This window comes from Bacillus cereus group sp. BfR-BA-01441 (assembly GCF_022663075.1).
Taxonomy (GTDB): Bacteria; Bacillota; Bacilli; order Bacillales; family Bacillaceae_G; genus Bacillus_A; species Bacillus_A cereus.
In genome coordinates, this window is the sequence record NZ_JAKUEU010000063.1 from 1 (window position 1) to 23,707 (window position 23,707).

Sequence of the window (23,707 nt, forward strand, 5' to 3'; positions counted from 1 at the left end):
CCCGTTATCCCTGTTGGACCCGTTACCCCTGTTGGACCCGTTACCCCTGTTGGACCCGTTACCCCTGTTGGACCCGTTACTCCTGTTGGGCCCGTTATTCCCGTTGGGCCTGTCCCTCCTGTTGGACCCGTGGGGCCGGTTGGTAAAGTAAATGGTGGGATTGGCGGGAGTGTGGGGCCAATTAAATTTGGGGTTAATGCATTAGTTTGAAATATCCCATTTGTTTTTTGTATTTCATTTTTATCAAACACTTAACTACCTCCTATGAGTGTACTATACTGTGGACAGTTATCTTACATACACATAAACTTCATTTATCGTAATATAATATGTTTTCCCTATACTATTGTGCACCTTAAATTGTAGTGAACCGTTCACATTTAACTTCCCATCAATTGTAAATCCCTCACCTGCATCTACGAAACCAGCAACATCTCTGTCCTGCCAAGATGGAGCGTCATAGAAACGTAGATTGTTAACTTTTGAAATAACGCGCTTTCCAACAATAGAAGAATCTACTGTACTTTTCTTATTAAACTTCACATAAGATGGATCGTTCTTAATCCACTGATCTCCACCAAGATTTAACCATCCGTCTTTTTCAGCCCACACAATATAAGATTCTGGTTTGTTCAATTGACGAATCTTAGAATAGCTTGTACCTGGTCCTTTACGTAAGTTAACGTTGTAACCTTCAATATAAGCGATACCGTCTGTTACTGCTGTTGGTACTTCCGATGGTTTAGATGGCTTCTCAGGAACAGAAACATCTACACTTGAATTATTGTATGCTCGTTGTACATCTGCTCTAAATTGAGCTTCTGAAACGCCATGAGACTTTAAGTAATCAATTGGATCTTCATGATCCGTACCGCCAAGGTAATGAGTTACATCGCTATGTGTCCACAATCCTTTTTCTACAGATAACCCACGGTCACGTAAGATTTTAGCTAGTAACTTAACGTATTTATCATAGCTGCGTTTGAATTTTGTATAGTCCGCTGTTTCGCATAACTCTACATGTACAAATCGTTTATTAGCAGCAGGACCGCCACCATAAGCAATGTATTTTGTATCAGCAATTTGGATTGTTTCGTCCCAATCGACTGCATAGTGAACAAAAGCATTTCTCCATGTTCGAGACTCATATTTTTGAATGTTAATAGCTGGAGCTTCTGGAGTTGCTGTAGAATGCGCTACAACGCCCTCATAAGCACCTACACCATAACGGTAAGGTTGTTTCGGTAAATCAGGAATAATAAGCGTTCTATCAGCAAAAGTATTTGTAGCAAAAGAACCAGCAAGTACTAGAATCATAAGGAACGAGGTAAAATGTTTCATTGTCTTTTTCATTTAGCATCAACATCCTTTTTCATAATTTTTGTGTGGTCAAATAATCCACTTGCTGATAATCCAATGATGATTCCTTGAAATACATTTGTTTTGATATCTCCGCCCAAAAATAAAACGCCTAGCACAATGCCAAGCGTTAAATTTAATAACGGAACATATTTTGTTTGTAATCCAATTGTTTTTCCAATTTGTGAAAGACCAACTACAATTCCAATCATTACAGTAATTTCAAACATTACATACCACCTCCCTTCATTAAGTAAGTAAGAATGCCACCAACAATTCCGCCAACTATAAGCCGCAAAATCCAGGTAGTATTGGCGCTGATTTTATCTAGCTGTTTGTTGATATTGATAATGTCTTTCTCGTTACCTGTTGTCCGCATTTCTAAACTTTTAATCTCTAAGCGAATGTCCTTAATATCTTGCTTTATTTCTTGAACATCGCTTCTTACTTCTTGTAACCCTTCCACTTTGATCACCTCATTTCAAAATAAAAAAGAGAGACAGTTATTTGTCCCTCTTTTGTTATAAAAGCCGTATTTTGTACAAAATAAAAAAAGACCAGCTATTGCTGCTCCTGCTCTGTTTGTGTGTTATTTTCATTAGTTGGTGGTTGCTGTGATGGATACTTCCCTGTAAGTGATGTATAACACTCTAAACAAATATTCTTTTTCGCAAACCCCATATCCAGTGCGTACAGACGAGCTCCACGTTTACATATTTCGCATCTTGTTGCAATACGGAAATATATCGTTCCATCCGTTTCCCCCCACACCTCTACTTTATTAGTACCATATAAACCGGCATTGTTTAGCATATCAAAAGGAATTCGCACAAATACTCCGTTTTCGTTTCTTTCTGAATCTACTAGCCTACCAGCAAACGGAGCGCCTTCCCCTGCTTGTAAGGGATAACCTTGTAAATCCTTGTAATCATCCATATATTTTCCTCCTAAACGTTAGGTAGCTTGTACCATTGTCCTGCCATTCCCATAAAATAAAACCCATAACCTTGACCACCATCAAAGAAACGAGCGGAACCAGCTTGGCCCATTCTATTACGCCCTAAATTTATTCCCTGCGTTAAAATAGGTTGATTTATGAATACATCCTTTTCTGTACTTATATCAAAGGTCTGCCCGTTATCAGATGGACCTATGTTGTTATTTACGCCGCCTATTGCGATCTTATTAAACGGTTGAAGACCATCGGCCCTTTCTGCTGCTGCTCGATCCCAGTTATACATAGATGCATATTTACCACTGTATAGCGTTACACCCGATACACAAACCGCTGTACCTTGTCTCATGTCAGCATTTCCAGAACAAACCTTAATAATTAATGCGTGCTGTTGCGGAATATAGTTTGTCGGCACTTTGAAAGTGAAAGAGTATCTTCTGATTTCTCCATAATAGGTAGACGGTTCAGGAAAATCCATTTTTTGTTCATGCCATGTATCGTAACTTACATTGTCTCGGAATGTAACGCAGCATACTTGTAAACGCGGCTTCCCTGTTTTACGTACCCCATTTATCATTGCCGCTCTAAAATGAGCAGATAATGTGTATTCATTTCCAGGATGTATCCCATTATTCACGATTGCTTCTGGATAGTTATACATATCTACCCTTGCAGCATTCACCATTTGCTCGTAATCAAATATATGTGTATTCTTTTCTATTACGACATTTCCCCAGGACTTCCAAGTAAGACCATATCCACCTTCAAATCCATAATAATCGTTATTTCCAATGTTTTTCTTTGTAACACTAGAAAAGTCTGGATCTGCTATAAGGTTTCGTCTTGATACCGCAGTTGTTTTTGTTCCCCATTCGTCTTTAAATAGAAAATCTAACATGTTAACTATTACGCCTTCTTCACCATCAATCGTAATTTTATCTCCACTAATTCTAATGAGATTCGTATCAATACCTTTTGCTGTTAGCCATTTCACCATTGTGTCAGCATTAATATCCAGCTTTGCAGCATTAATTGTAATTTTCCCAGGAGACATATTGATGGCAGTAACAATACCGTTCTTTAAAATCTGCGCTATAATCCCTTCATCTAACACTTCTAACCTAGATTCCGTTTTCGTTACATAACCTTTATAAGTATCATTTATAAAAGTTTCTTGTTTTCCAGAAACGAGTGAAATACCTTTTTCATTAGCACTAATACCTCTTTCTAATTCTGTAACTTTTTTAGTGTAATCTTCAGTTGCTATCTTATCGGCCACTTCTTCCATGATTTTATCTTTATCTACAATATCAACGGGGTTCTCCATAAATGAAGAAGGTTTATCGCCGATTTGCAACATAGGTTGCGCTGCCCACAGTCTTCCATTTCTACGCAGCCAGTATTGTACTTGTACTTTTTTCGTTCCGTCTACAAGTAGACCAAACACATGATGTCTTACCCACGTTCCTTGTGTTAACGTAATCTCTTGTCCGTATTGCTTTAACACATTTCCATTTGCATCTAAACATTTCAATTCCATTTTCGCGCCATTATCAATACTAGACTTATTATCTGTATAAAAGTATGCGGAAAACACATAATTCCAACCAGGTCCAGCATTTATAAGTTCATGTGAAGCGCCCCTGTATACGTCTGTTGTATTTCCTGTTGAGATTGTACGAAGTGTATTACACCCCTTATATAAAACGGTTGTATCTCTTATGGTTCCTGATTGAAGCACCCAATATTTCGTGTCATTTTTCCAAAGAACATTCCGTAATACAGTTTGATTACCAATTCCACCAACATAATCTTCAACATCTTTTATTTTCAACTGCATTTCCAACGCTTTACTATGTTGTTCTATCTTTGAAGTAGCCTCACTAAGCGTTTTCCCTTGCTGAGTTTGTATTTCTTGCACTTTACCGACGCTTTGTGAAATACTATCCGCATTTTTCTCTACTGCTGTTACACGTTTATCAAATCCACTCTGATTATTTTCTACATCTGTTATGGTTTCTTTGATTCCCGTCACACTTTGCTCAATCTCGGTTGTTTTTTTCGTGAATATTGCTTTAGAAGTAACTTCATCATTAGCAGGTTGCCATGTAGTTCTTATGTTCCCCTCTTCCAATTTCGCATGATGTGAGTTTAAATTACCATCAATATTGCGTCCAGAGTAATAAAACCTAATTTGAGTTACATCCTTATCTTTTGTTTTAAATGTAACAGTTAGAGGCTCGTCCTTATAATCTACATTAATCTTTAATTGTGAGTCTGCACGTACAGGTTTCCATTCTTGCTCTCCATCTGCATATGTTATTGTTGCTTCTACACCAAACCATGGATTTGTATTGAGTTTTATCATTTTCCCAGTAAATAAGAAGGAGATAGTAAACGTTTTGTTTCTGTAATTAATCTTATTGGAAAGAGTCATTTGCTTACTGTCTGACCATGTCCCAGCTATATTCTGTTTGTTTAATCCTGTTTCTGAATCGTTCGCCAGATTTATTGAACCCACAGAAATGTTACTCATATCCGTTTGCAATTGCTCGATGGTCTGCTTATTTGAAGTGGCCGTATTCTTTATTTCATTTGTTGTTTTTGTTAAATCATTGGTTGTTTGCTTCACATCAGCAATAGTTTGTTTTGTACCTTCAACTGTATCTTCAACTGTATTTAGTTTATTATTGATTTCACCATTTTCTCGTTTTAATGCTTCAATAGATTTATTGAATCCTTCGTTAGTCTGCTGTAAGCTCGTAACTTTTTTATCTATTTCCCCCTGCGAATTTTGTACAGAAGATATAGTTCTTGTAACTCCTTGAAGGCTTTCTGTTACCTCATTAAATTGTCCAGCAGTTCCCTTTTGCGCTTCTTCCACTTTTTTGTTTAATTCTTCTTTTGTGAGCTGAATATCCTTATTAACCTGCTCCATTGTTTCTTTCTTGATAGTTTCCACATCAGGAATAAGAAGCTCCCAACCTTTACCGTTCCATACTTTTAAAATACCTGGTTTACCGTTGCTAATATCTCGCCATAATGTTTTACCTACTATAAGATTATCGGTCGGTGGATTTTTAGCTTCAATAATATTTACCGCATTATTTTTTAGGTTTTCCTGGACCTTTTCAGCAAGTTTCTTAGCGGATTCAGATTCTTTTTGAGCATCATTTGCTTTTTCAGCAGTCTCTTTAACCAACTTATCTAGCTGATCTAAAATTTCTTGTTTACTACCTAATGAAGCCAGGACTTTATTATAGAGCTTCCGCAATTCTTCATTAGCATCCACAATTTCTCGATAATCTCCGAATGCATATTTATCTTGTGAAGGATCAGTAAATGACTCATCACCAGCAATTGCTCTTGCTTCTAAATAAAGTTTCGGTGTAAATCCAGTATCTTTAACCCGGATTGTATCGCCTTCATTAATTAGCTCGTGAGATAGTCCAAATACACGCCCTATAGCTGCTGCTTCTACATCGTAAAGAACAGAAGTATTAACGCGTTTTGCAAACTCTGTTTTCATAAGAGTTAAAAGACGTTGCGGCGTCATATTTTGTTCTTCTGTCTCCGGAGAATAGAAGCCAAATTTATGTTTCCCTTTCTCATTCCACCGTTGAAAAGCATCACTATCAGTAATGTAAGGTAAACCGTCATTAATTTTCTCAACTGTGATAATAGTATCCCCTTCACCTTTGACAAATCCAACTAAGGCAGTGCAAACATCCCTAGAATGCTCAATACGTCTAACACCGACTAAATCTTTCCCTAAAGTTACTTCTTTACCAGTGTCTCTACCACGTTTTTTCACCATATCCACGTACCAACCTACAATCTGTGAACCGACTACTTCTACACGGTATTGAATCTCTAATTCGAATAAAGAAGCTATTTTCTTTAAAAAGGTAAGAGGATCTATAATCGTATCGATGGTCATTGTATGGAAACCAGCATACTCTGTTTTGCCACGTTTCCACTTCATACCTGCAAGGGCCATATCCATGAATTGATTTACTGTTTTGCCTTCTATACGTTGCGGCATGATATAACCGTCTTTTGCTATCTGAACCCATGCTCCAGAAGCACGTACAGTAAGTGATCTATCTCTTGAATCCTTTTCAGCTTCATTATTTATAACGTAAGGAACAATCCGCCCATCACGTACTTCTTTTAATACTAAATTTTGCTGCATAAGTGTCGCTGCATACTCTGTATTATCAAACACTTTAAACTCTAAAGTATCGATATTGTTCTTAATCTCCCAATGACGTATATCATCCCAATAATCTTGCGGCTGGATATTAGCAACAATTTGATCTGTTTTAAAATCAATGACATGAAGTGTGCCGCTAGGTGCTCTCATCGATATCTCTCCCTATACGTTACTTTGGCTGTTCCAACAGTGGAAGGCATGATTTCTAGTTTGTTTGTCCCCTTTTGAATAACGGGATAATCACTGAACATGTCTTTTAGATTAATAGCTTTTTTACCATTAATCCTTACAAGACTTCTCTCTGTATCAATGGTTACTTTATCTCCAACATCGAAAATATACGGTGGATTATCTTGTGTATTCATATTGACTTTCCATATTTTCAAGTCATCAATGGACATTTGCGAACAAAACATGTTGTTTGAAAACTGAGAAATGCTGATTTGAACTTGAGCGACCTTGCTCATATTGACATTATTTTCGTCTACCCAAACTACAAACCGTTCCGCGTCATCTGTTTCCGTACCTAATATAAATTTAGAAATATAAGCTTCCCATCTATTACCGGTTCTAGCGAGCCATAATCGCCCCCTGAAATTCGTCCAAGTATCCGGATGATCTCCATGCTCGTTAATTAAAACTTGTCCCCCAGGTTTCTTACTGTTCCCAACAGAAGCGAATCCGCTGTTTTGTTCTGCTTCCCATTGAACATCGCTCATCGATATACGAGCTACATAATCGCTGTTTTCATCAAGGAGTCCAATTTCAACACGCCCCATTTGATCCCAATGATAACTATTTATGTGTACATAAGCTTGCATGATGAAATCCTGTAATGGGCCTTGTGGAATATTCTTTTTAGCTATACAACCATGCCAACCTTTTACCGTAGGTTCACCTAGATACTCGGCCATAAAACGGTATCCATCCGATTTAAACTTTCCTCCACCAGTCATATCTTCTGTTTTAGGAACATCTGTCCATCCTATGGTTGCCCCCATCTCGTCCCATAACACACGTTGATTTCTTTCAACTGGAACCTGATCTGCTTTCAATGGATATCCAATGCGAAAATAATTCGTTCCATTCCATACATCAAGAAATGTAGAGGGCTTTGTCACTTCAACCTCTATAATGGGATTGGATTCTACACTTCCTTTGTTTTGAACATTTGCTGTTAGACCACGCTCGTCCGCTTGAAATTCTACTGTTTGAGTAGGTCCTAATTTATATGGCATAGGGCATACAAAAGTAATAATCCCTTTACCTCTATTAACTAGTTCGTCTAAATCTATAGAACCATCAATAAGAGCCAGATAGGTTCGATCTAATTCATCATCAAAAATGAGTTCAGTAGGTTGTTCTGTATATAGCCATTCTGCTAAATCCTCCTTTATCTTTTGTAAATCAGCCATATCTTTCTTCGCTTTAATAGCAATAGGAACGTCAATACGACGCTCTTGTGTTTCTGTATTAGTGAAGAAAGCACCTGGACGATGAGGTGTTCTGACAAGATTTCGTTTAACCGGTGCCCATGAAGGGCGTTTTCTTCCTACTAGCATTTGAATATAGTCTTTTTGAATATTATTAAATGTAAAATTCAATTTACCCAAACGTTTCACCGCCCTTAAAATTGCTCTAATTGTTTTCTCTTACGTTCTTGAAGCGCTGTGGTGTACTCATACGTACCATTCGCTAATTCTTTACCATCAAGTACATTGGTCATGTTAACAGTAAGATTTATTTCCTTTTCATCAAAAGATCTATTTGGATACATGTTTCTATTAGTTGAAACATTTTGCCCACCGTTAGGTTGATTATAATTTGCAAATCCATTTAAGGTATCATTAGGGATACTATAGTGCGAAGTTTGGAATCCAAAATCAAAAACAGATGGCATATTACCCATCTGCTTCTTAACCGTTCCAACTACATTTTTTGCTGCATCCACAACAAAACGTTTCCCCCTATCCATACCAACCCCAACGCCTTCTGGTACTGCGCTACCAACTGGAATCATCACTTTAGATGGACTGTTAATTTCTAAAGCACCAGAAATAGTCTTTTTAATGTCATTTGCAATTCCAGCTGCCTTACTGAACAGACCTCCTGAAGCATCATCTAATCCTTTACCAAGACCTTCTATAATTGATTTACCGATGAAACGTAGATTTATAGTGCTGAAGAATTTTTCAACCGTGTTCCATTTTTCTTCGATATCGCTCTTTATTTCTTTCATTTTATCGGTAATAGCTTTTTTCTTTTCTTCAAATTTCCTTGAAACTGTATTTTTTATTTCTTCTACCTTATTGCTGGCTGCATTTTTCATCTCGTCATATTTGTTGGAAACATCCGAACCCATTTCTTTCATTTTTCGAACAACATCATCTTTCATAACCTCAAACTTAGATTTTACTTGTCCAGTTTCCCAATCTACTTGATTTGCATGCTCCCCAGCTTGGGATTTCGCTTCACTTACAATTTCTTGATGTTTATCTTTTGCCGTGGAGACTGTACTATCATACTGACGTTTCGCCTCTGCAATTTTTTCATCGCGAGTCTTTTTCGCATCTTCAATAACTTTATCTCTTGCTTTTGCACTATTCTCTACAACTTCCGCTGCCTGTCTAGCAGAAATCTCACTAGCCTGTACGCGCATGTTTTCAAGAATAACTTTTTGCTCCATTTGATTTTTAGACATGTGTTCAACAGCAACTCTGTCCATTTCATCTTGTAAAGCTTGCAAGGAGATGCGTTCAGATGTTGTTAACTCTCTGTTTTCTCTAGCTGCGGTTCGAAGAATTTCTTTGATTTTATTTTCTTTTTCTTGAGTCTTTAATTTTTCTTGGTCGTAATGCTGATTAAGTTGCTCGATGCGCTTATTTTCTTCTTCTGCTGTTAAAACGTATGAATCAGCAAAAAACTTTTTAAGGCCTTCAATCTCTTTTTGTTGTCTTGCATTTGTTTTCTCTATAATTGTGTTAGCTAACTTGTCATACTGTCCGATTAGCTTTTGTGATTGTTCTTCAGTTATCACTTCATGGTTCAATCTAATTTCAGTTAACTTTTGTCTAATACCATCAGATAACTTGAAATACTCACCAAGAACTTTCTTTGTGGAAGAACTTACTTTCCCCTCTGTATTCGTAGCAAAACGATCTACCGAAGCGATACTGTCCTCTGTTGCTTTTTGATATGCTTTATATGCGACAACTCCAGTTCCAATGAGAGCGGCTGCAATTAAACCAACTGGTCCAAATAATAAACCTATTGCACTTCCTAAGAATCCAACCGCAGCACTAGCAAGACCTGCAGCACCACCAACAATTCCTAATGATGCTGCTAATGCTCCAATCCCTGACATAACCATTCCAACCGCTGCTAGAACTACTCCAATAACTGTTGCAATAGCCGTTAAAGCAAGAACAACACCACCTGTAATTGCTATCGCCTTTTGTACTGGACCAGGTAATGCATTAAATTCATCTACAAGTTTTTGTAAGCCAGCAACAAAAGCACTAACCACAGGGGCAAGCGCATCACCGATTGTCTTTTTCATCGTGTCAAATGCTCCACTTAATTGTTCAATGCGACCTTTCAAAGTGTTCATTTTGGTATTGGCTGTTTCTAAAGCAGTAACTTTAGACATCTCCGTATACATTTTATTTACACCTTGTGAACCTTCATTAAACAAAATTGTAGCACCACGAACTGCATCTGATCCGAATAACGTTTCTAAAGCCATACTTCGTTGTTGATCTGTCAAATCTTTCATAGATTCATGAAGAATACCAGATATGTTTTCTAAACTTTGAATATGACCTTCTTGATCATAGAATTTCGACGATAAGAAAGCAGAGCTAGTTGCTAACTCTCGGAATGTAGTATCACATTTTTCATTCCATTTCTTTACACCTTCAGTTTTCATTACATATTTTTCTAATGCGACTTCAATATCTCCCACACTTCTAGATGCTGGCGTAACGCCATTTTTCACTAGGAAATCAAATCCTGCTTGAGCGTTATATGTTATAAGACCTAAATCTTTCATCTTGTTATATGCTTCTTTAGTAGATGGATTCAACCTCATTAGCATTGTTTTTAAAGACGTACCTGCATCTGAACCTTTTAACCCATTCTGTGCAAAAACTGCTAAAGCTGTTGATGTATCTTTAAATGTCATACCTGCCCCTGCGGCAACTGCTGCAGAAGCCGATAAACCATACTTCAATTCATGTACATCAGTAGCTGAAGCGTTAGCGGCTCCTGCAAGTAAATTAGCGGCATCTGTAACACTTAAACCATCTCTTTTAAATGCATTCAAAGCGGTTGAAGCGATTTCTGCTGCTTCTCCTAGTTCTAGTTCACCAGCGGACGCTAAGTTTAGAGCCCCTTCTAATCCACCATTGATGATGTCCGTTAAGCTAACACCGGCTTTTATTAATTCTTCAATCCCTTTACCAGCCTCAACAGAAGAATATTTCGTATCTTCCCCATATTTAACAGCTAATTCGGATAGTTTACTCATTTCTTGTCCAGTCGCACCAGATACGGCCTTTATGTTTGCCATCTGTTGTTCGAAATTCATAGATTCTTCCACAGCTGATTTTAGCCCTCTACCAATTGCGTATGTCATACCACCAAATACCATGCCAATCTGCATTCCGGCGTTTTGTAAATGATTACCCAATGACTCCATTTGGTTTCCAAAATTAAGAAGTCTATTCCCTTGTTGTTCTAGTTCACGATTCGACTGCTGTAATTGTGTTTCAAAGCGATTTAGTTCACTTGTCGCCCGATGAATTTGCTCGGCATATCGCTGTGCTGATTGACTCGCTTCTCCTTCTTCTGCCTTGGCTCGGTTATATGCTGATTGAAGTTCTCTAATTTTTTCTTTCTGTTTATCTACCGTACGAGATAGAACATCAATTTTAGCTCGTGTTTGTTCAGTTGCATTAGAAAAACCACCCATGCCCGTTGTAACGGACTGGAATTCAGCTTGTAAGGCTTTTAAAGAGTTATTTAACTTATCCATTCCTTTTTGTTCAGCTTGGCGGTTTACTTGTTTTAATTCATTTTCAAATCTATTTAAATCAGCAACAGCTCTATTAACTTGTGAAGCATATCGCTGGGTTGCTGCATCATTTTCACCTAATTTAGCCTTATTTTGATCATAGGCTTGTCTTAATGCTCTAACTTTCTCTTTTTGCGCTTCAATCAGTCTGTTAAGTGCATCTGTTTTAGCACGTGTTTGATCACTAGCATTAGCGAAGCCACCCATACCAGTACTGATTGATTTCAATTCGTTCTGTAATGTTCTTACGGCACGTCCTGAATTTGCTATACCTTGACGAAAATTCACATTATCAAGGGACAGCCTAACGACTAAATTATTCATTTCATTCGCCATCATCTTCCCCCTCTTTAGATAATGTTTTCTGCTGGAACTTCAATTTCATTCGAATTCTGATTTTGGCTATTCGATTCACCTTGTTCACGATATTTTTGATTTAACCTTAAATAATGCCAAATATCCATTTCATTATCGATGTGATGATGTTTATATCCTTGGCGTAATAAAGAGAGGTAGAGTTCATCCATAAACTCACTGAATGTTAACCCTCCTCCCTCTACGCGTTTGGGTTTTCTTCTTCTCCAGATCCAGAATTACCACCAGCCGCTTCCACAGTTTCATTAATAATTGCATTAATTACATCTGAAGTAGTCGATAAGAATTTACGTGCATCCACACCGTCCCAATATTGATCTAATGTAAACTGTCCATTGTATACTTTCACCACAAATTTGACCATTTTATCCATGTCTTCTGGACCAGGATTATTTGGAATTTCGGCAAGTTCAGGTGCTTGACGAATCAAACGAGCCGGAATGAACTCCGGTAAATTAAAAGTTTTCTTTTCTTTATTGATTATTAATGTTAGTTTCATAGGTATTCCTCCTTAGTTAATAAAAAAGAGAGAGCTTTTGCCCCCTCTTACTTTCCTGCTGGTGGTGTTGCTGTTTTTTCATATACCTTTTTGAACCAGTTATCACCAACGGCTTTTGTAAATGTAGGCTCATCAGCATCAGCTGTAAATTTTGGTCTATCATCAAAATCACGTTCAATAAATGAGCCTTTAAGTTTTGTAGTTTGGAAGTTAGGCTTATCCTTCTTAGTTTCGCCTTCTTCTTCCTCTTGTGAAAGTTTCCCTTTCAACAACCAAACATATCGATATTTCCCGTTAGCCTTTAAGAAACGCCATCCAATTGCCAAATATGGTTTTTCACCCTCACGTTTTTCGTCTAATACACCATCTTTAACTTCTGGATACCCTTCAATATCTGCTTTTGTTGATAACGAAATACTACGAAGCTCAATTTCTACTTCTACTTCTCCATCAGACTCAGCAATTTCTGATTTTTTATTATCACTCCACATAATTTCGGAAGCTACCTTTTTAGAAGTTTTAATCTTTACTGCGCCTTCCATTTCCTTTACTGTGTCATAATCGACACCTGTTGCATCATCTTTCAATAATTTCGCATAAACAAGACTATCTACACCGACAGTCGAACTAATTTTAATAACTTCTCCAGCCATCTATAACTCCACTCCCTTCGCGAATCGCATCGCATAATGAAAAATTTGTGTATCATCTTCATATAAATCAGCAACCGCATAACGTGAGAAACCAATACATTTCATGATTTCATTCACTTTTTGATGGATCGCTGTTGTACTACTCTTTGACCAAATATCGACTTGGAATGTGATTTCACTTTCACTTTCATCATTATCCGCAAACCCATCTGGCCTATTGTCTAATTCAAAAAATGTAATCCGTGGAAACTCTTCAGCATTTTTGGCTTTACGATAATAAATACGTCTTCCGCCTAATAAGGAAATAAGCTCCTGATTATTTTCAAGAGCTTGCACGATTTCAGGTCGTAAATTTATCATACATTCAGCCTCATCTCATTCTTTAAGATGTCTGTCATAGCACGTACTGCATCCGCTTTAGAAGCGTTAAAACCTGGTTCTATAAATGGATGTGCCGGCATTTTAGAAGTACCCCACTCTAAAAATTTCCCATAAAAATATGGAGAACGATCCGCTTTGTCTATTCCAATCTTAATCGTTTTCACACCATTTTCCATTCGCGCCTTTGTAACCCGTATATTATCAAGCAAATGTTGGCCTGTACGCCAAGGTTCACTTTTGGATGGTTTCTTAGGGCTTGAACTCCTCGGTTCACTTCTTTCAGCAATGGCTTTTCGAATTTGCTCACCACCAGCCGCAAGTGCTCTATCTTCAATCTTTTCTCCACGTAAACCCATTTGTTCTAATTCAGATATCAAGCGATCAAAGCCTAAAAAATCAACACCATCAGCCATTCATTCCACCACGCTTCCACATAATTGATAAGGTGTGTTTTTCAGTTGGAATAACTGAAATAATGTCATAAATTACGTTCTTATATTTAATCTTCATATCAGCATTCACATCAGCACGATATCGGATTTCTGTTTCACCTTGAATTTCGCTATTAGCTGCCGCTGCTTCAAAGTATTTTCTTCCTTTTAAAAAAATAAAAGAGCCCCATACAGTAAAGGAATCCTTATAACCTTCTATTGGATTACCGTCTGGGCTCTTTGCTTCATCGTCTTTCACTTGAAATGTAAGACGTTTATCTAATTTACCTGGATTCAATTGAATCACCACCACAATATTGCAACTGAACTAATATCGATTGCAAACTAAATGCTAATTGTTCTGCTTTTCCAACCGCCTCACGGTTTTCATGCCAATGAGCAATTAAAATACGAGCTGCTAATTTAGCAAGCTCGCTTTTTAAGTCCACATTTTTACTTGTAGCATTTTTAATATATATTTCAGCTGCTATTACGAAAGATGTAATGAGATCGTCCTCCTCATCACCATCCACACGAAGATACTTTTTCGCTTCCTCTAATGTTAGTACCAAGAAGGACACCTCCTACCTTATTAAGCCCCTGTTTTAGGAGCAATCGTAATTTGCCCATACACAACTGCTTCTTGGTCCCATAATGTAACATCTTCACGTTCGATTGCTCGAAACTCAGAAGTGTTTGTTCTCCAAGCGTTTCCGCCTTCTTTGGTCATATCAATAGATAATTGTTTTCTATCCCAAAGAATAACTGCCTCTTTTAAGTCACCAACAATGAAAGGTGCTTTTCCGTCTTTATCTGTAGCAATTGTTTTATTAGACAAAACAATAACGGGCTTACCAGAAAATAACTTACGAGTTGGATTTGTTGGATCTGGTTGAAGTAGTGGACGTCCATTTTTATCTTCTAATTGATCTAAGTAATTAAATCCATCTTGGTTTGTAAAAATGTTAGCTGCTCCTGCAAATATTGGATCTAGTGTAACATTTAATGTTGTTTTAAGACCGTTATAATCCTTTAAATCAACTTTTGTTAGTTTATTGATTTCTTGTAAAATCAAATAGTTTCGAGTTGCAATAGATTTTTTCGCAATCCATTGACGTAAATAACTTTCTAAAGCTTGATCTGTATCATCTAACAAATCATTTGGTACTGGTAAAAAGCCTGCATAATCCTCAATTGCATAAGATAAACGATCGAATTCAGGAGAAGCAATTTCTTGCATTGCATTTGGCTTACCATACTCAGATAATGGCGCAAAAGGTGTAGATGCCGCACGTTTTTCTAGTGTACGGGCTCCCTTGTTTGTTGATACAGGTTGTACATTTACATATTGTTCTAAGCTATCAACCGTTTGTTTTAATTGATTAATAGTTGTCGTAATATCTTCTGGAACAATATAGCCGCCATCTTTACCTGAATTCTCAGATAAGGCCGCTTTGTATTCCTGCATAACGCTTGCTTCTTCATGGCTTAAATTTTGACCACGGATAGCTTTCATAAATACTTCTTTATACGATGGATCTTCATTTTTAACTGATGCTGGAGGCAAAACTCCTGCTTGTGAATTTACAGGGTCAGAAACTTGAATTTGCATCATTGCTAGATAGTTATCCAATTCATTTTTCGCGTTTTTCGCTTCCTCAATTTTTGCCTTTGCATCTTCATATTTACTGCTATTGTTAAATTCTTCTGCTTTCGCTTTTAAATCAGCAACTTTCTGGCGTAACTCTTGTTCACGTTTATCCATTCGGTATTTCCTCCTTGTTTTGTCGCAAAAAATAGACCTATAACTCTAACAGGTCTAGTGCGTTTTGTATTTTTAATTGTTCGTTATTATCCTTCTTTGTAATAAAAGGAGCCTTCGCTACAATCTTATTTGGTGTTTTTTGATATTTATCAAAGTAATCACTACTACAAGCTGCGACTTCTTTTGCTTCCACAACTTCAATATTGAAGTATTTTTCAGCTTCTTCACCACTTAACCAAGTCTCAGCATCTACTAATTGTTGAATTTCTTCAATTTCAACACCTTCTTTTAAGTTCTCTTTGTATACATTCATGATTCCTGATTCGATGTTATCAAGGTTCTCTGCTGCTTTCCGGAAATCAATTGCATTTCCAACTGCATATGTCCAAGGTTTATGAATCATTAAGAATGCGTTAGAGGGAACGACGACACGATCACCAGCTAGGGCAATTACTGAGGCAATAGAAGCTGCAACACCGTCCACATAAACAGTTTTTTGCGCTTTATTGCGCTTTAGCATGTTATAAATAGCTAAACCAGCAAATACAGAACCACCACCACTATTTACATAGATATTAAGGTTACTTTTATCATCTAATTGCCCTAAAATGTTTTTTACATCATCCGGCATAATATCAGAATCATCCCATTTCCAACCTGTATTATTTATGATGTCACCATAGATAAATAAATCTGCTGACGATTCTGTTTGATTTTTAATAGTAAATACGTCCTTAATCGTCCTCACCTCCCTTCTGTAGTGCTCCTCCATTAGCTTTCGCTAATTGGTATTCATCAGCAATCTCAATAGATACATGGTTTAAGTCAACGCGATGTTTATCACCGTATTCCCCAATCCCATCCATGTCTTCCAGTTCCAGCACCTTATTAATCGAAAAAGCACCAGCATCTAACATAATTTTGTAAAATTCTGCTCGTGATTTAGAATCAGCACGTAATAAGCTTGTTAAATTAAACTTTAAGTAATATCGTTTTTGCTCATTAAACGAAAATGATTTATAAGAAAACTCTTCTTCATACTGAATAAGAATTGGGCTCAATGTATTTTGAATAAAATCCAAGGCTTGTTGCTCAATATTGGAGAAAGTAGCACGATCTAACTCATTAATCATATGCAAAGGAATATTAAAGATATTTGCAATCTCGCCCTTATCAAATTTCATACCTTCAATAAATTGGGCATCTTTTAAAGGCATTCCAACCTTCTCAAATTCTAAACCAGCATCTAAAATAGCAATTCTTTGCGCATTATTTAATCCTGTATTTGCCTCTTCCCATGCATCACGAAGTACTTCTTTCGCCTCTTTACCAAGTGCTTGTTGCGTTTTTAATATCCCACTATGCGCTGCACCGTTTGTAAAGAACTTACCTTTAAACTTTTGTGCCGCCTGTGAGCTACCTATTGATTCTCTTGCAATTTGAATAGGTGGTTTCCCCTTTAAACCATCAGTAGACAATGTAGTAAGATGAATCATGTCATCATCAGGTATTTTTATAGGTGTTCCGTCTGGCAAACTAGTGAAATACCATAGCTTATTGGTCTTTAGATCCACTGTGGGCGTTGTAACAGCTGGATTCAGTACCCATAGTTCTTTCGGTCTTCCATCCACACCCCAATGAATATTTATATAGGCATTTCCCCATGTATTCCGGTGCGTTTCAATTAAATGTTTGAATTTGAATGGGCTTTGATAAGGATTTGGTCTTCTTTCTAGAACAAAAGACACTTGATGTACCTTATCCCGTTCCCTTCCCTTCGCTGTCTTTTTAAACGTTTGAAAAGGAAGCATCGCAACACTATTTGCAAGGATGTTAATGCACCGATAAACCGTTGGAACACCTAAAGAGGACTCAACCGTTACCTTTTCACCGCTTGCGGCTTGATATCCAAATAAACTTTTAAACCAAGGAGAAGGATTTTTTAAATCTGTCGTATCCTGATTTCTAAATAACTGCCGAAAAATCAAATGTTTCACCTCCTTTCTATCTTCTTATCATTACCACCCCCAGCATTGTGAGAATAATCCCTAATAGATACCATCCATAAATCGGATTAACAAAAAAAGTCGTCCCTACAATAATGGACAACCCAGAAATCAATAGAATATCTTCTAAAATACTTATGAAAAATAATAAGAATCGCATGTGATTCCTCCTAGAATGAGAAATCTTGACTTAAAATATAGGAGTTTAAGTCCATCTCACCAGAATTAAGCATGCATCGAACATGCGAGTTAATTACAGCCGCTATCGGATCAATTCTTTCTGTTGTTTTCGACTTGTCCAACATAATGTTTTCGTTAGCATCCTGTTTTGTTATAGCATTACTCGTTGCCCAGTTCAGTACAGGGTTGTTGTTATGGATGATCTTCTTTTGATACACTTGTTCACGAAAATCCTTTGTAGGACCTGATAAGGTTGCCATACCTTGACGTATCTCTATCATGGTATACCCTTCCGCCTCCATGTCTTGCATAAATTGCGTTGCATTCCATGGATCAGCACATATTTCTTTAATTTTAAATTTATGATCTTTTTCCATATTTCTAATATGTGTTTTAATATATTCATAATCAACTACTGCACCAGGTGTTGTTGTGATCCATTTTTGTTGTACCCACAGATCATAAGGAACTTTATCCGTTTGTCTCTTTTCAGCTAACGTATCTTCTGGCATAAAGCTATGACTAATTACGATATACTTATCATCCTTTTTAAACTCAAATGAAATACTTGTTAAGTCAATTTTTGCAGATAAATCGACACCTACTGTGCATTCCAACCCTTTTAATTCGGATAATTCCACTGTTTCTTTGCAATCTTTCCATTTCTGCATATCCATGTAGCCATTTTCTTTCATATCCACCCATCTATTCATATTTTTCGTAAGATAATTACGCATTTTCTCGGGCACATCAAGAGCTGATTGAAGTTCTCCTTTTAAGAAAGAACGCCCTTCTTCATAACTACATAGGATTGGATTTGCTTTCTCCCACACCTCTGGATTCGTAATCTCATCATCTTTATCTAATTCATTAACCATGACAAAATATTCTTCGTTTTCAATATCAATATTAGGGTCCAAAATCTTAGAAACATATTGATACTCCACACGATAGCAAGGATGACTCAAATTGAAACCAGCTGTCGTTATAATCATCATGAGTGGATTCGGACGAGCGCCCGAACCTGATACCAGAACATCATAAATTTCAGAAGTAGGATGTGCATGATATTCATCAATAATTCCGCACTGAACATTCAGTCCATCACCAGATTTCCCAGCATCTTTTGATAGCGCTGAAATAAAAGAATCCGTTTTAAGATGTTCAATTTTCCCATACGCAATATTGAACTTTCCTTTTAAATCCTCACATCCATTCATTTGTGCTTTAATTTCATTCCAGACAATTTTACTTTGTTCTGTTTTCGTAGCACCAATGTAGACTTCTGACATATTTTCACCAAATGCCATTGCTTCATAAGAACCTACACACGCTAAAGATTGAGACTTTGCGTTTTTACGTCCAACTTGCCAATACGCCTTTTTAAATCGCCTTAATCCTGTATTACGATGAACCCATCCGTAAATGTTGCTAAATACGAAAATTTGTATGGAATGTGGTTCAATTCTCTGACCTGCTAATTTTCCTTTTGTATGTTTAAAAAGAGACATCCATTTTAAGAAACGAAGCGCTTTTTCCTCCTTAAAAACATACGGGAAATCTTCAGATCCTTCACGATCAATATCTCTTAAAAATCGTCTACAAGCTTGTTTATGCTTCTGACAAGCAACAACTTCACCATTTAATACATCATCACAGTAGTCCAACATCCATTGTCTGATCATGTTATACGTCAAACTCCTTCTCTACGTTTGTTTTAGGACCTTGTTTTATATTTGGAATGACAATTTTCGCTCTTGCACTCGGTGTAAGACCAAACTCAACAGCCAAAGCCTTCATTTGTTCATGCAACTGTTTCTTCTTTGTAAGTAGTGGATGTGGAACTTTATTAGTTTCAGCTGCCTTATTGGTATATTCAACAAGGAGTCCTTCTTCTCGGATAATTTTGGTGCATTCAACATAGTCAGAATAAGCATCGCAATACGTTGCTAATGCATTCACATCTATGTTTGTAATAACGTCTAGCTCCAGTAATTCACCAGCAATTCTCCTAAACTCTTTCTTTGCAACTGAATCTAACCATGTTGGTGGCTTTACCTTGTCCTTTTTTGCTTGTAACTGTTTTTCGGCTTTTAATCGCTGCTCAATTTCATCTTTTGTCAACCGATTTGTATTACCTTCTAATAAATGCAAATGAATCGGCTTCGCTTTCCTTCCTATGAGAAACACCTCCCTCGGCTGAACCCCCTTTTATGGAATAAAACGAACTTTTTACACGGAAAGCTAGGCGGCGGTCTCCAGGAAATCACCTTTTTCTTTTTCATTGTGGGGGGATGTTTATGATTTTTTTCTTTCCAATTATTTTTTATTTTTCTTCTCGTCTTCTTTTGTTTTCTTATTGTGGCAAGCGTGACAGAGTGTTTGTAAGTTAGTTGGCTCTAATCGCTTTGACCAATCCACACGAATCGGAATGATGTGATCGACTACATCACCTATCTTGATGATGTCATTGCTTCTACATTGAACACATAAGCCATGATTTCTACGATAAATAAGCTCACGCATATCCTTCCACAATCTTGAGTTGTAGAATGAACGTGAGCTTTTGTTTCGAATATGTTTGTCGTAATATTTTACAGTTTCTTTTTCCTTTTCGATATGTTTAGCACAATACTTATCCCGTGTGAGTTCATTGCAACCTAACGACTTACACGGCTTGAATGGTTTATTTGGCACCTTCCATCCTCTTTCTTAACCGTTTCATTTCATCCTCGATAGCAAGATTCTTTTTATTAATCCGTTCATGACACTTTGCAATGTCCGCTTGGTGTTTACGAATCTTATCGTTCACATATGCAGCAACATGTTCCTGATTACAATGAGGACAAATATAGAAACACTTCTCAATCCTTTTTGGAAGCTGTGCTACTTGTGGTTGCATATCATAACCTTTATTACAACTAGAACAATAGACTTGCATCTATCCTCACTCCTTATTTTTAATAAATTCATCCATGGCCTTACCGAGCAAACTGATCATCGCTTCTCTCTTTTGCTTTGGTGTTGTATTATCTTCCAACTCATTAAAGATTGGAATTGCACTTTCTAGTTGTTGTTTATCGATATGCTCATTTACAAGGTCCTGTCCTAACATTGAAATGAATGTACCAATTGCAACCGCTTGTTCTTGTTTTGTTAGCTTCATTATTCATCCTCCTCCAAAATAAAAAGCACTCCATAAGGAATGCTTTACTTTTAAAGTAATCATCAATCAAACTATTGCATCAAATACATATTTTGACCACCCGATAGTTTTACTCCATCTATATCTAGTACATAACTTAGCAGTCCATCGAACATTATTCCACGAGATGCGGAACATGCTACAGCTAATATATTTTCAGTAATACTGTAATTCATCTTTATATCAGGATTATTTTGTTTAAATTCTTTTAGTCTCTCCATTACTTCAGAATGGCTTATTATAGCATCATCAACTGAAAATGTATAAACTCGTTTTCTTGTACCGTTTTCTACTACAACATTTCCACTATTATACGTATTTCGATTATTATTTATTGACGGTGTTAACTTTGACACTTGATTTTGTAAATTGTTCATTTGTTCAATTATGTATTGCATAGGTTCTTCATTTGTAGTAATTTTCTTCATAATTTCCTTTTGTTTTGCAACTCTATATATAGGATTATCTGGTTCTATATCATCAAGCGCAAAAGGTAACATTTCTCTTAAACCTTTAGATAACTCTATTACGCCTGACATATCATTTTCATAAAAAATTGTACGTTCTTCAATAATATCGAAAGGTAATTTCTTTGTTCCTTTTTGAATAAGTTGAATAACAGGTTTTCTAACTGCATGTCTAATTGCAAGCTCATACATTACATTTGGATTTAAGGTAGTGAGATTAGCTATAGCTAAATCTGATTCTAGGATACATTCAATAACTTGCTGATTTATAGAACCTGGATTCGCCATTCTATGCGCAACTTTAATATTCTCCTCAGAAAATCCAATTTTTAATAATTCTGGTGTAATTACTGCATCTATTACTCCATCAGCAGCCCTTCTTATATCAGATTGATCATCACCAATCGGTGTAATAATGAAACAAGTTTTATCTTTATTTGGATTCCCCATCATTTATCCCCCATATTGTTTTAATACAATTTTACCATTTACTTTCAAATTAAAACAATAAAAAGCTGTAATAATGATTAAAAAGAGCAATCATATATCAGTTGCCCTTTCGTCAATTTCTTATGTTATTACTATATAAATACGGTAAATGAAGTTTTATTCTTCTTCCAATCACTTAATACTGTTACATTCATCTTTACCCATATTATTAAGTAACTGGAAGAAGAGCAAAAGCTCTCCTTAATAACGGTAACATTCAATCATTACCATCTGCTGGTTTCGGATTTTATATGCCGTCATAATGAAGCCGTTTAGAAAAAATATTGTACAAAGGAATTTTATGAGTTGTGTTTTCCGCCACTTCTCACAATACAAATATATCACGTTTATTCCAAAACAACCGGCATATTTCCTGCCAAAAAGCGGTCACGACTCTGCCACTTATCTTTTATGCAAATTTCTTAATATTTGTATTGATTGTGGAATACCTGTTTCTAATTCACTTTTATTATATTCTAATTTTAATTCTTTTCTTAATTGTTGATATTCTTTTACCACTATTTTAATTAATTCTTCAATTTCTTCATGATCACCACCACCTGATTCCGTACAACTGCGAATATAGGCATCTAGTTTACTTAATAATCTAACACTTGCATATGAAGAATTCTCCAAGACAAATTCAATCATATAATTATCATTTATAAATGGCGGTGATCCTGCATCAGAAAAATATAATTCTTTTGCACCATTACGTCTACCATGTGTCCTTATCAAAGACAATCTAGCATTTATCATCATATATAATGGCGCATAAAAATTCTTGAATTTCTCACTTTTTTTTCTTTTCTTTTCCTTTCGTGGTTCGATAACGTAATGTAGCAAAACAAATGAACTTAATGTAATTATTGCTGCAAAACTTAATGTAGAATCTAATCTCATCTTTCCAACTCCCATTCAATATTTATATTTACTAATATACCAAATAACTCCTTACCAAACCAATTACCCATATCTTATATTGTGTGTAACTGAACCCTTCGTCTAATCCCTTGGTATCCTTGATTTCATTTCACTTTCTCTTTTGAGTTACACAGTACGAAAATTATGAGTAACCGTATAGAGATACCACTAATATTTTGAAAAACAAGCTAAGACAAAAATAAAATAAGCTGCCCATGTGGACAGCTTATTTACATAATTTTCGTTATTGGAAGTTGTTTTACCTAAAAATAAAGCCTTTACTATACATTTTTATTCATATCTTTAGAGGAGTTTTTTGCTACAAAATAGCCTGTCATTCCAGATATAAAGCTCGGTGGTAAACTCCAAAAAAAGAATCTCCAATTGTTTGTAATTACTGACAGAATGAGAAAAAAAACAGGAAGTCCTATCATGACCATGAGGGAAATTTTTTGATATTTGTTCAAAGGTTTACACTCCCTTCAAAATAAACAGCAAACCCCTTCTGTTTAGAGAGAGGGTCAATCTTTATTTTGTTTTTCTAACAGTTGAATAACCTTATCCAACTTTTGTTCAACTGGATCCTGTTTTTTGCGATTGTTGGTATGCCGAATTATACGTATAATCCCGCCAAACAGTGCACCGATGATTACTAAAATAATAGCAACTCCTATGTAATACATAGAGTTTTCTAAAGGCATTATTTAGAGCCTCCTTTTTCCCCATTT

At 36.4% G+C, this 23,707-nt stretch carries 26 protein-coding genes; all 26 read right to left on the reverse strand.

Going from position 1 to position 23,707, the window contains the following annotated elements; all coding sequences use genetic code 11:
- A partial coding sequence (locus MR107_RS21700) for an exosporium leader peptide-containing protein (protein WP_242292689.1) occupies positions 1-251 on the reverse strand: 251 nt, incomplete at its 3' end.
- A 37-nt stretch (positions 252-288) separates the two neighbouring features.
- A complete protein-coding gene (locus MR107_RS21705) occupies positions 289-1,353 on the reverse strand; it encodes an N-acetylmuramoyl-L-alanine amidase (RefSeq protein ID WP_025710284.1) in 1,065 nt (354 codons plus the stop codon).
- Positions 1,350-1,589, reverse strand: coding sequence for a hypothetical protein (locus tag MR107_RS21710; RefSeq protein WP_000461725.1), 240 nt, complete (start codon positions 1,587-1,589; stop codon positions 1,350-1,352). Before MR107_RS21710 ends, MR107_RS21705 begins: the two co-directional genes overlap by 4 nt.
- A complete protein-coding gene (locus MR107_RS21715; RefSeq protein ID WP_025710285.1) occupies positions 1,589-1,825 on the reverse strand; it encodes a hemolysin XhlA family protein in 237 nt (78 codons plus the stop codon). Before MR107_RS21715 ends, MR107_RS21710 begins: the two co-directional genes overlap by 1 nt.
- A 95-nt stretch (positions 1,826-1,920) precedes the next feature.
- Positions 1,921-2,295: a hypothetical protein gene (locus tag MR107_RS21720; protein ID WP_025710286.1), complete on the reverse strand. Its 375-nt coding sequence runs from the start codon at positions 2,293-2,295 to the stop codon at positions 1,921-1,923.
- Between the two features lie 11 nt (positions 2,296-2,306).
- A complete protein-coding gene (locus tag MR107_RS21725) occupies positions 2,307-6,680 on the reverse strand; it encodes a phage tail spike protein (RefSeq protein WP_242292690.1) in 4,374 nt (1,457 codons plus the stop codon).
- Positions 6,677-8,143 carry a distal tail protein Dit gene (locus tag MR107_RS21730; RefSeq protein ID WP_255854708.1) on the reverse strand — a complete coding sequence of 489 codons (1,467 nt, stop codon included), beginning with the start codon at positions 8,141-8,143 and terminating at the stop codon, positions 6,677-6,679. Before MR107_RS21730 ends, MR107_RS21725 begins: the two co-directional genes overlap by 4 nt.
- Before the next feature lie 14 nt (positions 8,144-8,157).
- Positions 8,158-11,940, reverse strand: coding sequence for a phage tail tape measure protein (locus MR107_RS21735; RefSeq protein WP_242292691.1), 3,783 nt, complete (start codon positions 11,938-11,940; stop codon positions 8,158-8,160).
- Positions 11,941-11,954: 14 nt separating this feature from the next.
- Positions 11,955-12,131 (reverse strand): hypothetical protein, encoded by a 177-nt coding sequence (locus MR107_RS21740; RefSeq protein ID WP_153588223.1) that lies wholly within the window; start codon positions 12,129-12,131, stop codon positions 11,955-11,957.
- Between the two features lie 29 nt (positions 12,132-12,160).
- Positions 12,161-12,478 (reverse strand): phage tail assembly chaperone G, encoded by a 318-nt coding sequence (gene gpG, locus MR107_RS21745; protein WP_144469481.1) that lies wholly within the window; start codon positions 12,476-12,478, stop codon positions 12,161-12,163.
- Between the two features lie 47 nt (positions 12,479-12,525).
- Positions 12,526-13,131, reverse strand: a complete 606-nt coding sequence (locus tag MR107_RS21750; protein ID WP_098208576.1) for a major tail protein — start codon at positions 13,129-13,131, stop codon at positions 12,526-12,528.
- Positions 13,132-13,491: a tail completion protein gp17 gene (gene gp17, locus MR107_RS21755; RefSeq protein WP_100618367.1), complete on the reverse strand. Its 360-nt coding sequence runs from the start codon at positions 13,489-13,491 to the stop codon at positions 13,132-13,134.
- The gene (locus tag MR107_RS21760; RefSeq protein ID WP_000763224.1) at positions 13,488-13,925 is read right to left on the reverse strand and encodes an HK97-gp10 family putative phage morphogenesis protein; all 438 of its coding nucleotides are present in this window, start codon (positions 13,923-13,925) and stop codon (positions 13,488-13,490) included. The genes gp17 and MR107_RS21760 overlap by 4 nt, the downstream gene beginning before the upstream one ends.
- A complete protein-coding gene (locus MR107_RS21765) occupies positions 13,918-14,241 on the reverse strand; it encodes a phage head closure protein (RefSeq protein WP_144469473.1) in 324 nt (107 codons plus the stop codon). Before MR107_RS21765 ends, MR107_RS21760 begins: the two co-directional genes overlap by 8 nt.
- Positions 14,228-14,515 carry a head-tail connector protein gene (locus tag MR107_RS21770; RefSeq protein ID WP_146719323.1) on the reverse strand — a complete coding sequence of 96 codons (288 nt, stop codon included), beginning with the start codon at positions 14,513-14,515 and terminating at the stop codon, positions 14,228-14,230. Before MR107_RS21770 ends, MR107_RS21765 begins: the two co-directional genes overlap by 14 nt.
- Before the next feature lie 20 nt (positions 14,516-14,535).
- The gene (locus MR107_RS21775; RefSeq protein ID WP_242292692.1) at positions 14,536-15,708 is read right to left on the reverse strand and encodes a phage major capsid protein; all 1,173 of its coding nucleotides are present in this window, start codon (positions 15,706-15,708) and stop codon (positions 14,536-14,538) included.
- 37 nt (positions 15,709-15,745) lie between these two features.
- Positions 15,746-16,456, reverse strand: a complete 711-nt coding sequence (locus tag MR107_RS21780) for a head maturation protease, ClpP-related (RefSeq protein ID WP_242292693.1) — start codon at positions 16,454-16,456, stop codon at positions 15,746-15,748.
- The gene (locus tag MR107_RS21785) at positions 16,443-17,696 is read right to left on the reverse strand and encodes a phage portal protein (protein ID WP_086395586.1); all 1,254 of its coding nucleotides are present in this window, start codon (positions 17,694-17,696) and stop codon (positions 16,443-16,445) included. Before MR107_RS21785 ends, MR107_RS21780 begins: the two co-directional genes overlap by 14 nt.
- Before the next feature lie 188 nt (positions 17,697-17,884).
- Positions 17,885-19,579: a terminase large subunit gene (locus MR107_RS21790; protein WP_242292694.1), complete on the reverse strand. Its 1,695-nt coding sequence runs from the start codon at positions 19,577-19,579 to the stop codon at positions 17,885-17,887.
- Between the two features lies 1 nt (position 19,580).
- Positions 19,581-20,084: a phage terminase small subunit P27 family gene (locus MR107_RS21795; protein WP_144469463.1), complete on the reverse strand. Its 504-nt coding sequence runs from the start codon at positions 20,082-20,084 to the stop codon at positions 19,581-19,583.
- A 129-nt stretch (positions 20,085-20,213) separates the two neighbouring features.
- Positions 20,214-20,591 carry an HNH endonuclease gene (locus tag MR107_RS31740; RefSeq protein ID WP_103653114.1) on the reverse strand — a complete coding sequence of 126 codons (378 nt, stop codon included), beginning with the start codon at positions 20,589-20,591 and terminating at the stop codon, positions 20,214-20,216.
- Positions 20,581-20,835, reverse strand: a complete 255-nt coding sequence (locus tag MR107_RS21805) for a hypothetical protein (protein ID WP_103653113.1) — start codon at positions 20,833-20,835, stop codon at positions 20,581-20,583. Before MR107_RS21805 ends, MR107_RS31740 begins: the two co-directional genes overlap by 11 nt.
- A gap of 6 nt (positions 20,836-20,841) precedes the next feature.
- The gene (locus tag MR107_RS21810; RefSeq protein WP_242292695.1) at positions 20,842-21,060 is read right to left on the reverse strand and encodes a hypothetical protein; all 219 of its coding nucleotides are present in this window, start codon (positions 21,058-21,060) and stop codon (positions 20,842-20,844) included.
- Between the two features lie 71 nt (positions 21,061-21,131).
- The gene (locus MR107_RS21815; protein WP_103653111.1) at positions 21,132-22,016 is read right to left on the reverse strand and encodes a hypothetical protein; all 885 of its coding nucleotides are present in this window, start codon (positions 22,014-22,016) and stop codon (positions 21,132-21,134) included.
- 441 nt (positions 22,017-22,457) lie between these two features.
- Positions 22,458-22,958 carry a hypothetical protein gene (locus MR107_RS21820; protein ID WP_242292696.1) on the reverse strand — a complete coding sequence of 167 codons (501 nt, stop codon included), beginning with the start codon at positions 22,956-22,958 and terminating at the stop codon, positions 22,458-22,460.
- A gap of 542 nt (positions 22,959-23,500) precedes the next feature.
- Positions 23,501-23,680, reverse strand: a complete 180-nt coding sequence (locus tag MR107_RS21825) for a DUF4083 family protein (RefSeq protein ID WP_242292697.1) — start codon at positions 23,678-23,680, stop codon at positions 23,501-23,503.
- Between the last annotated feature and the right edge of the window lie 27 nt (positions 23,681-23,707).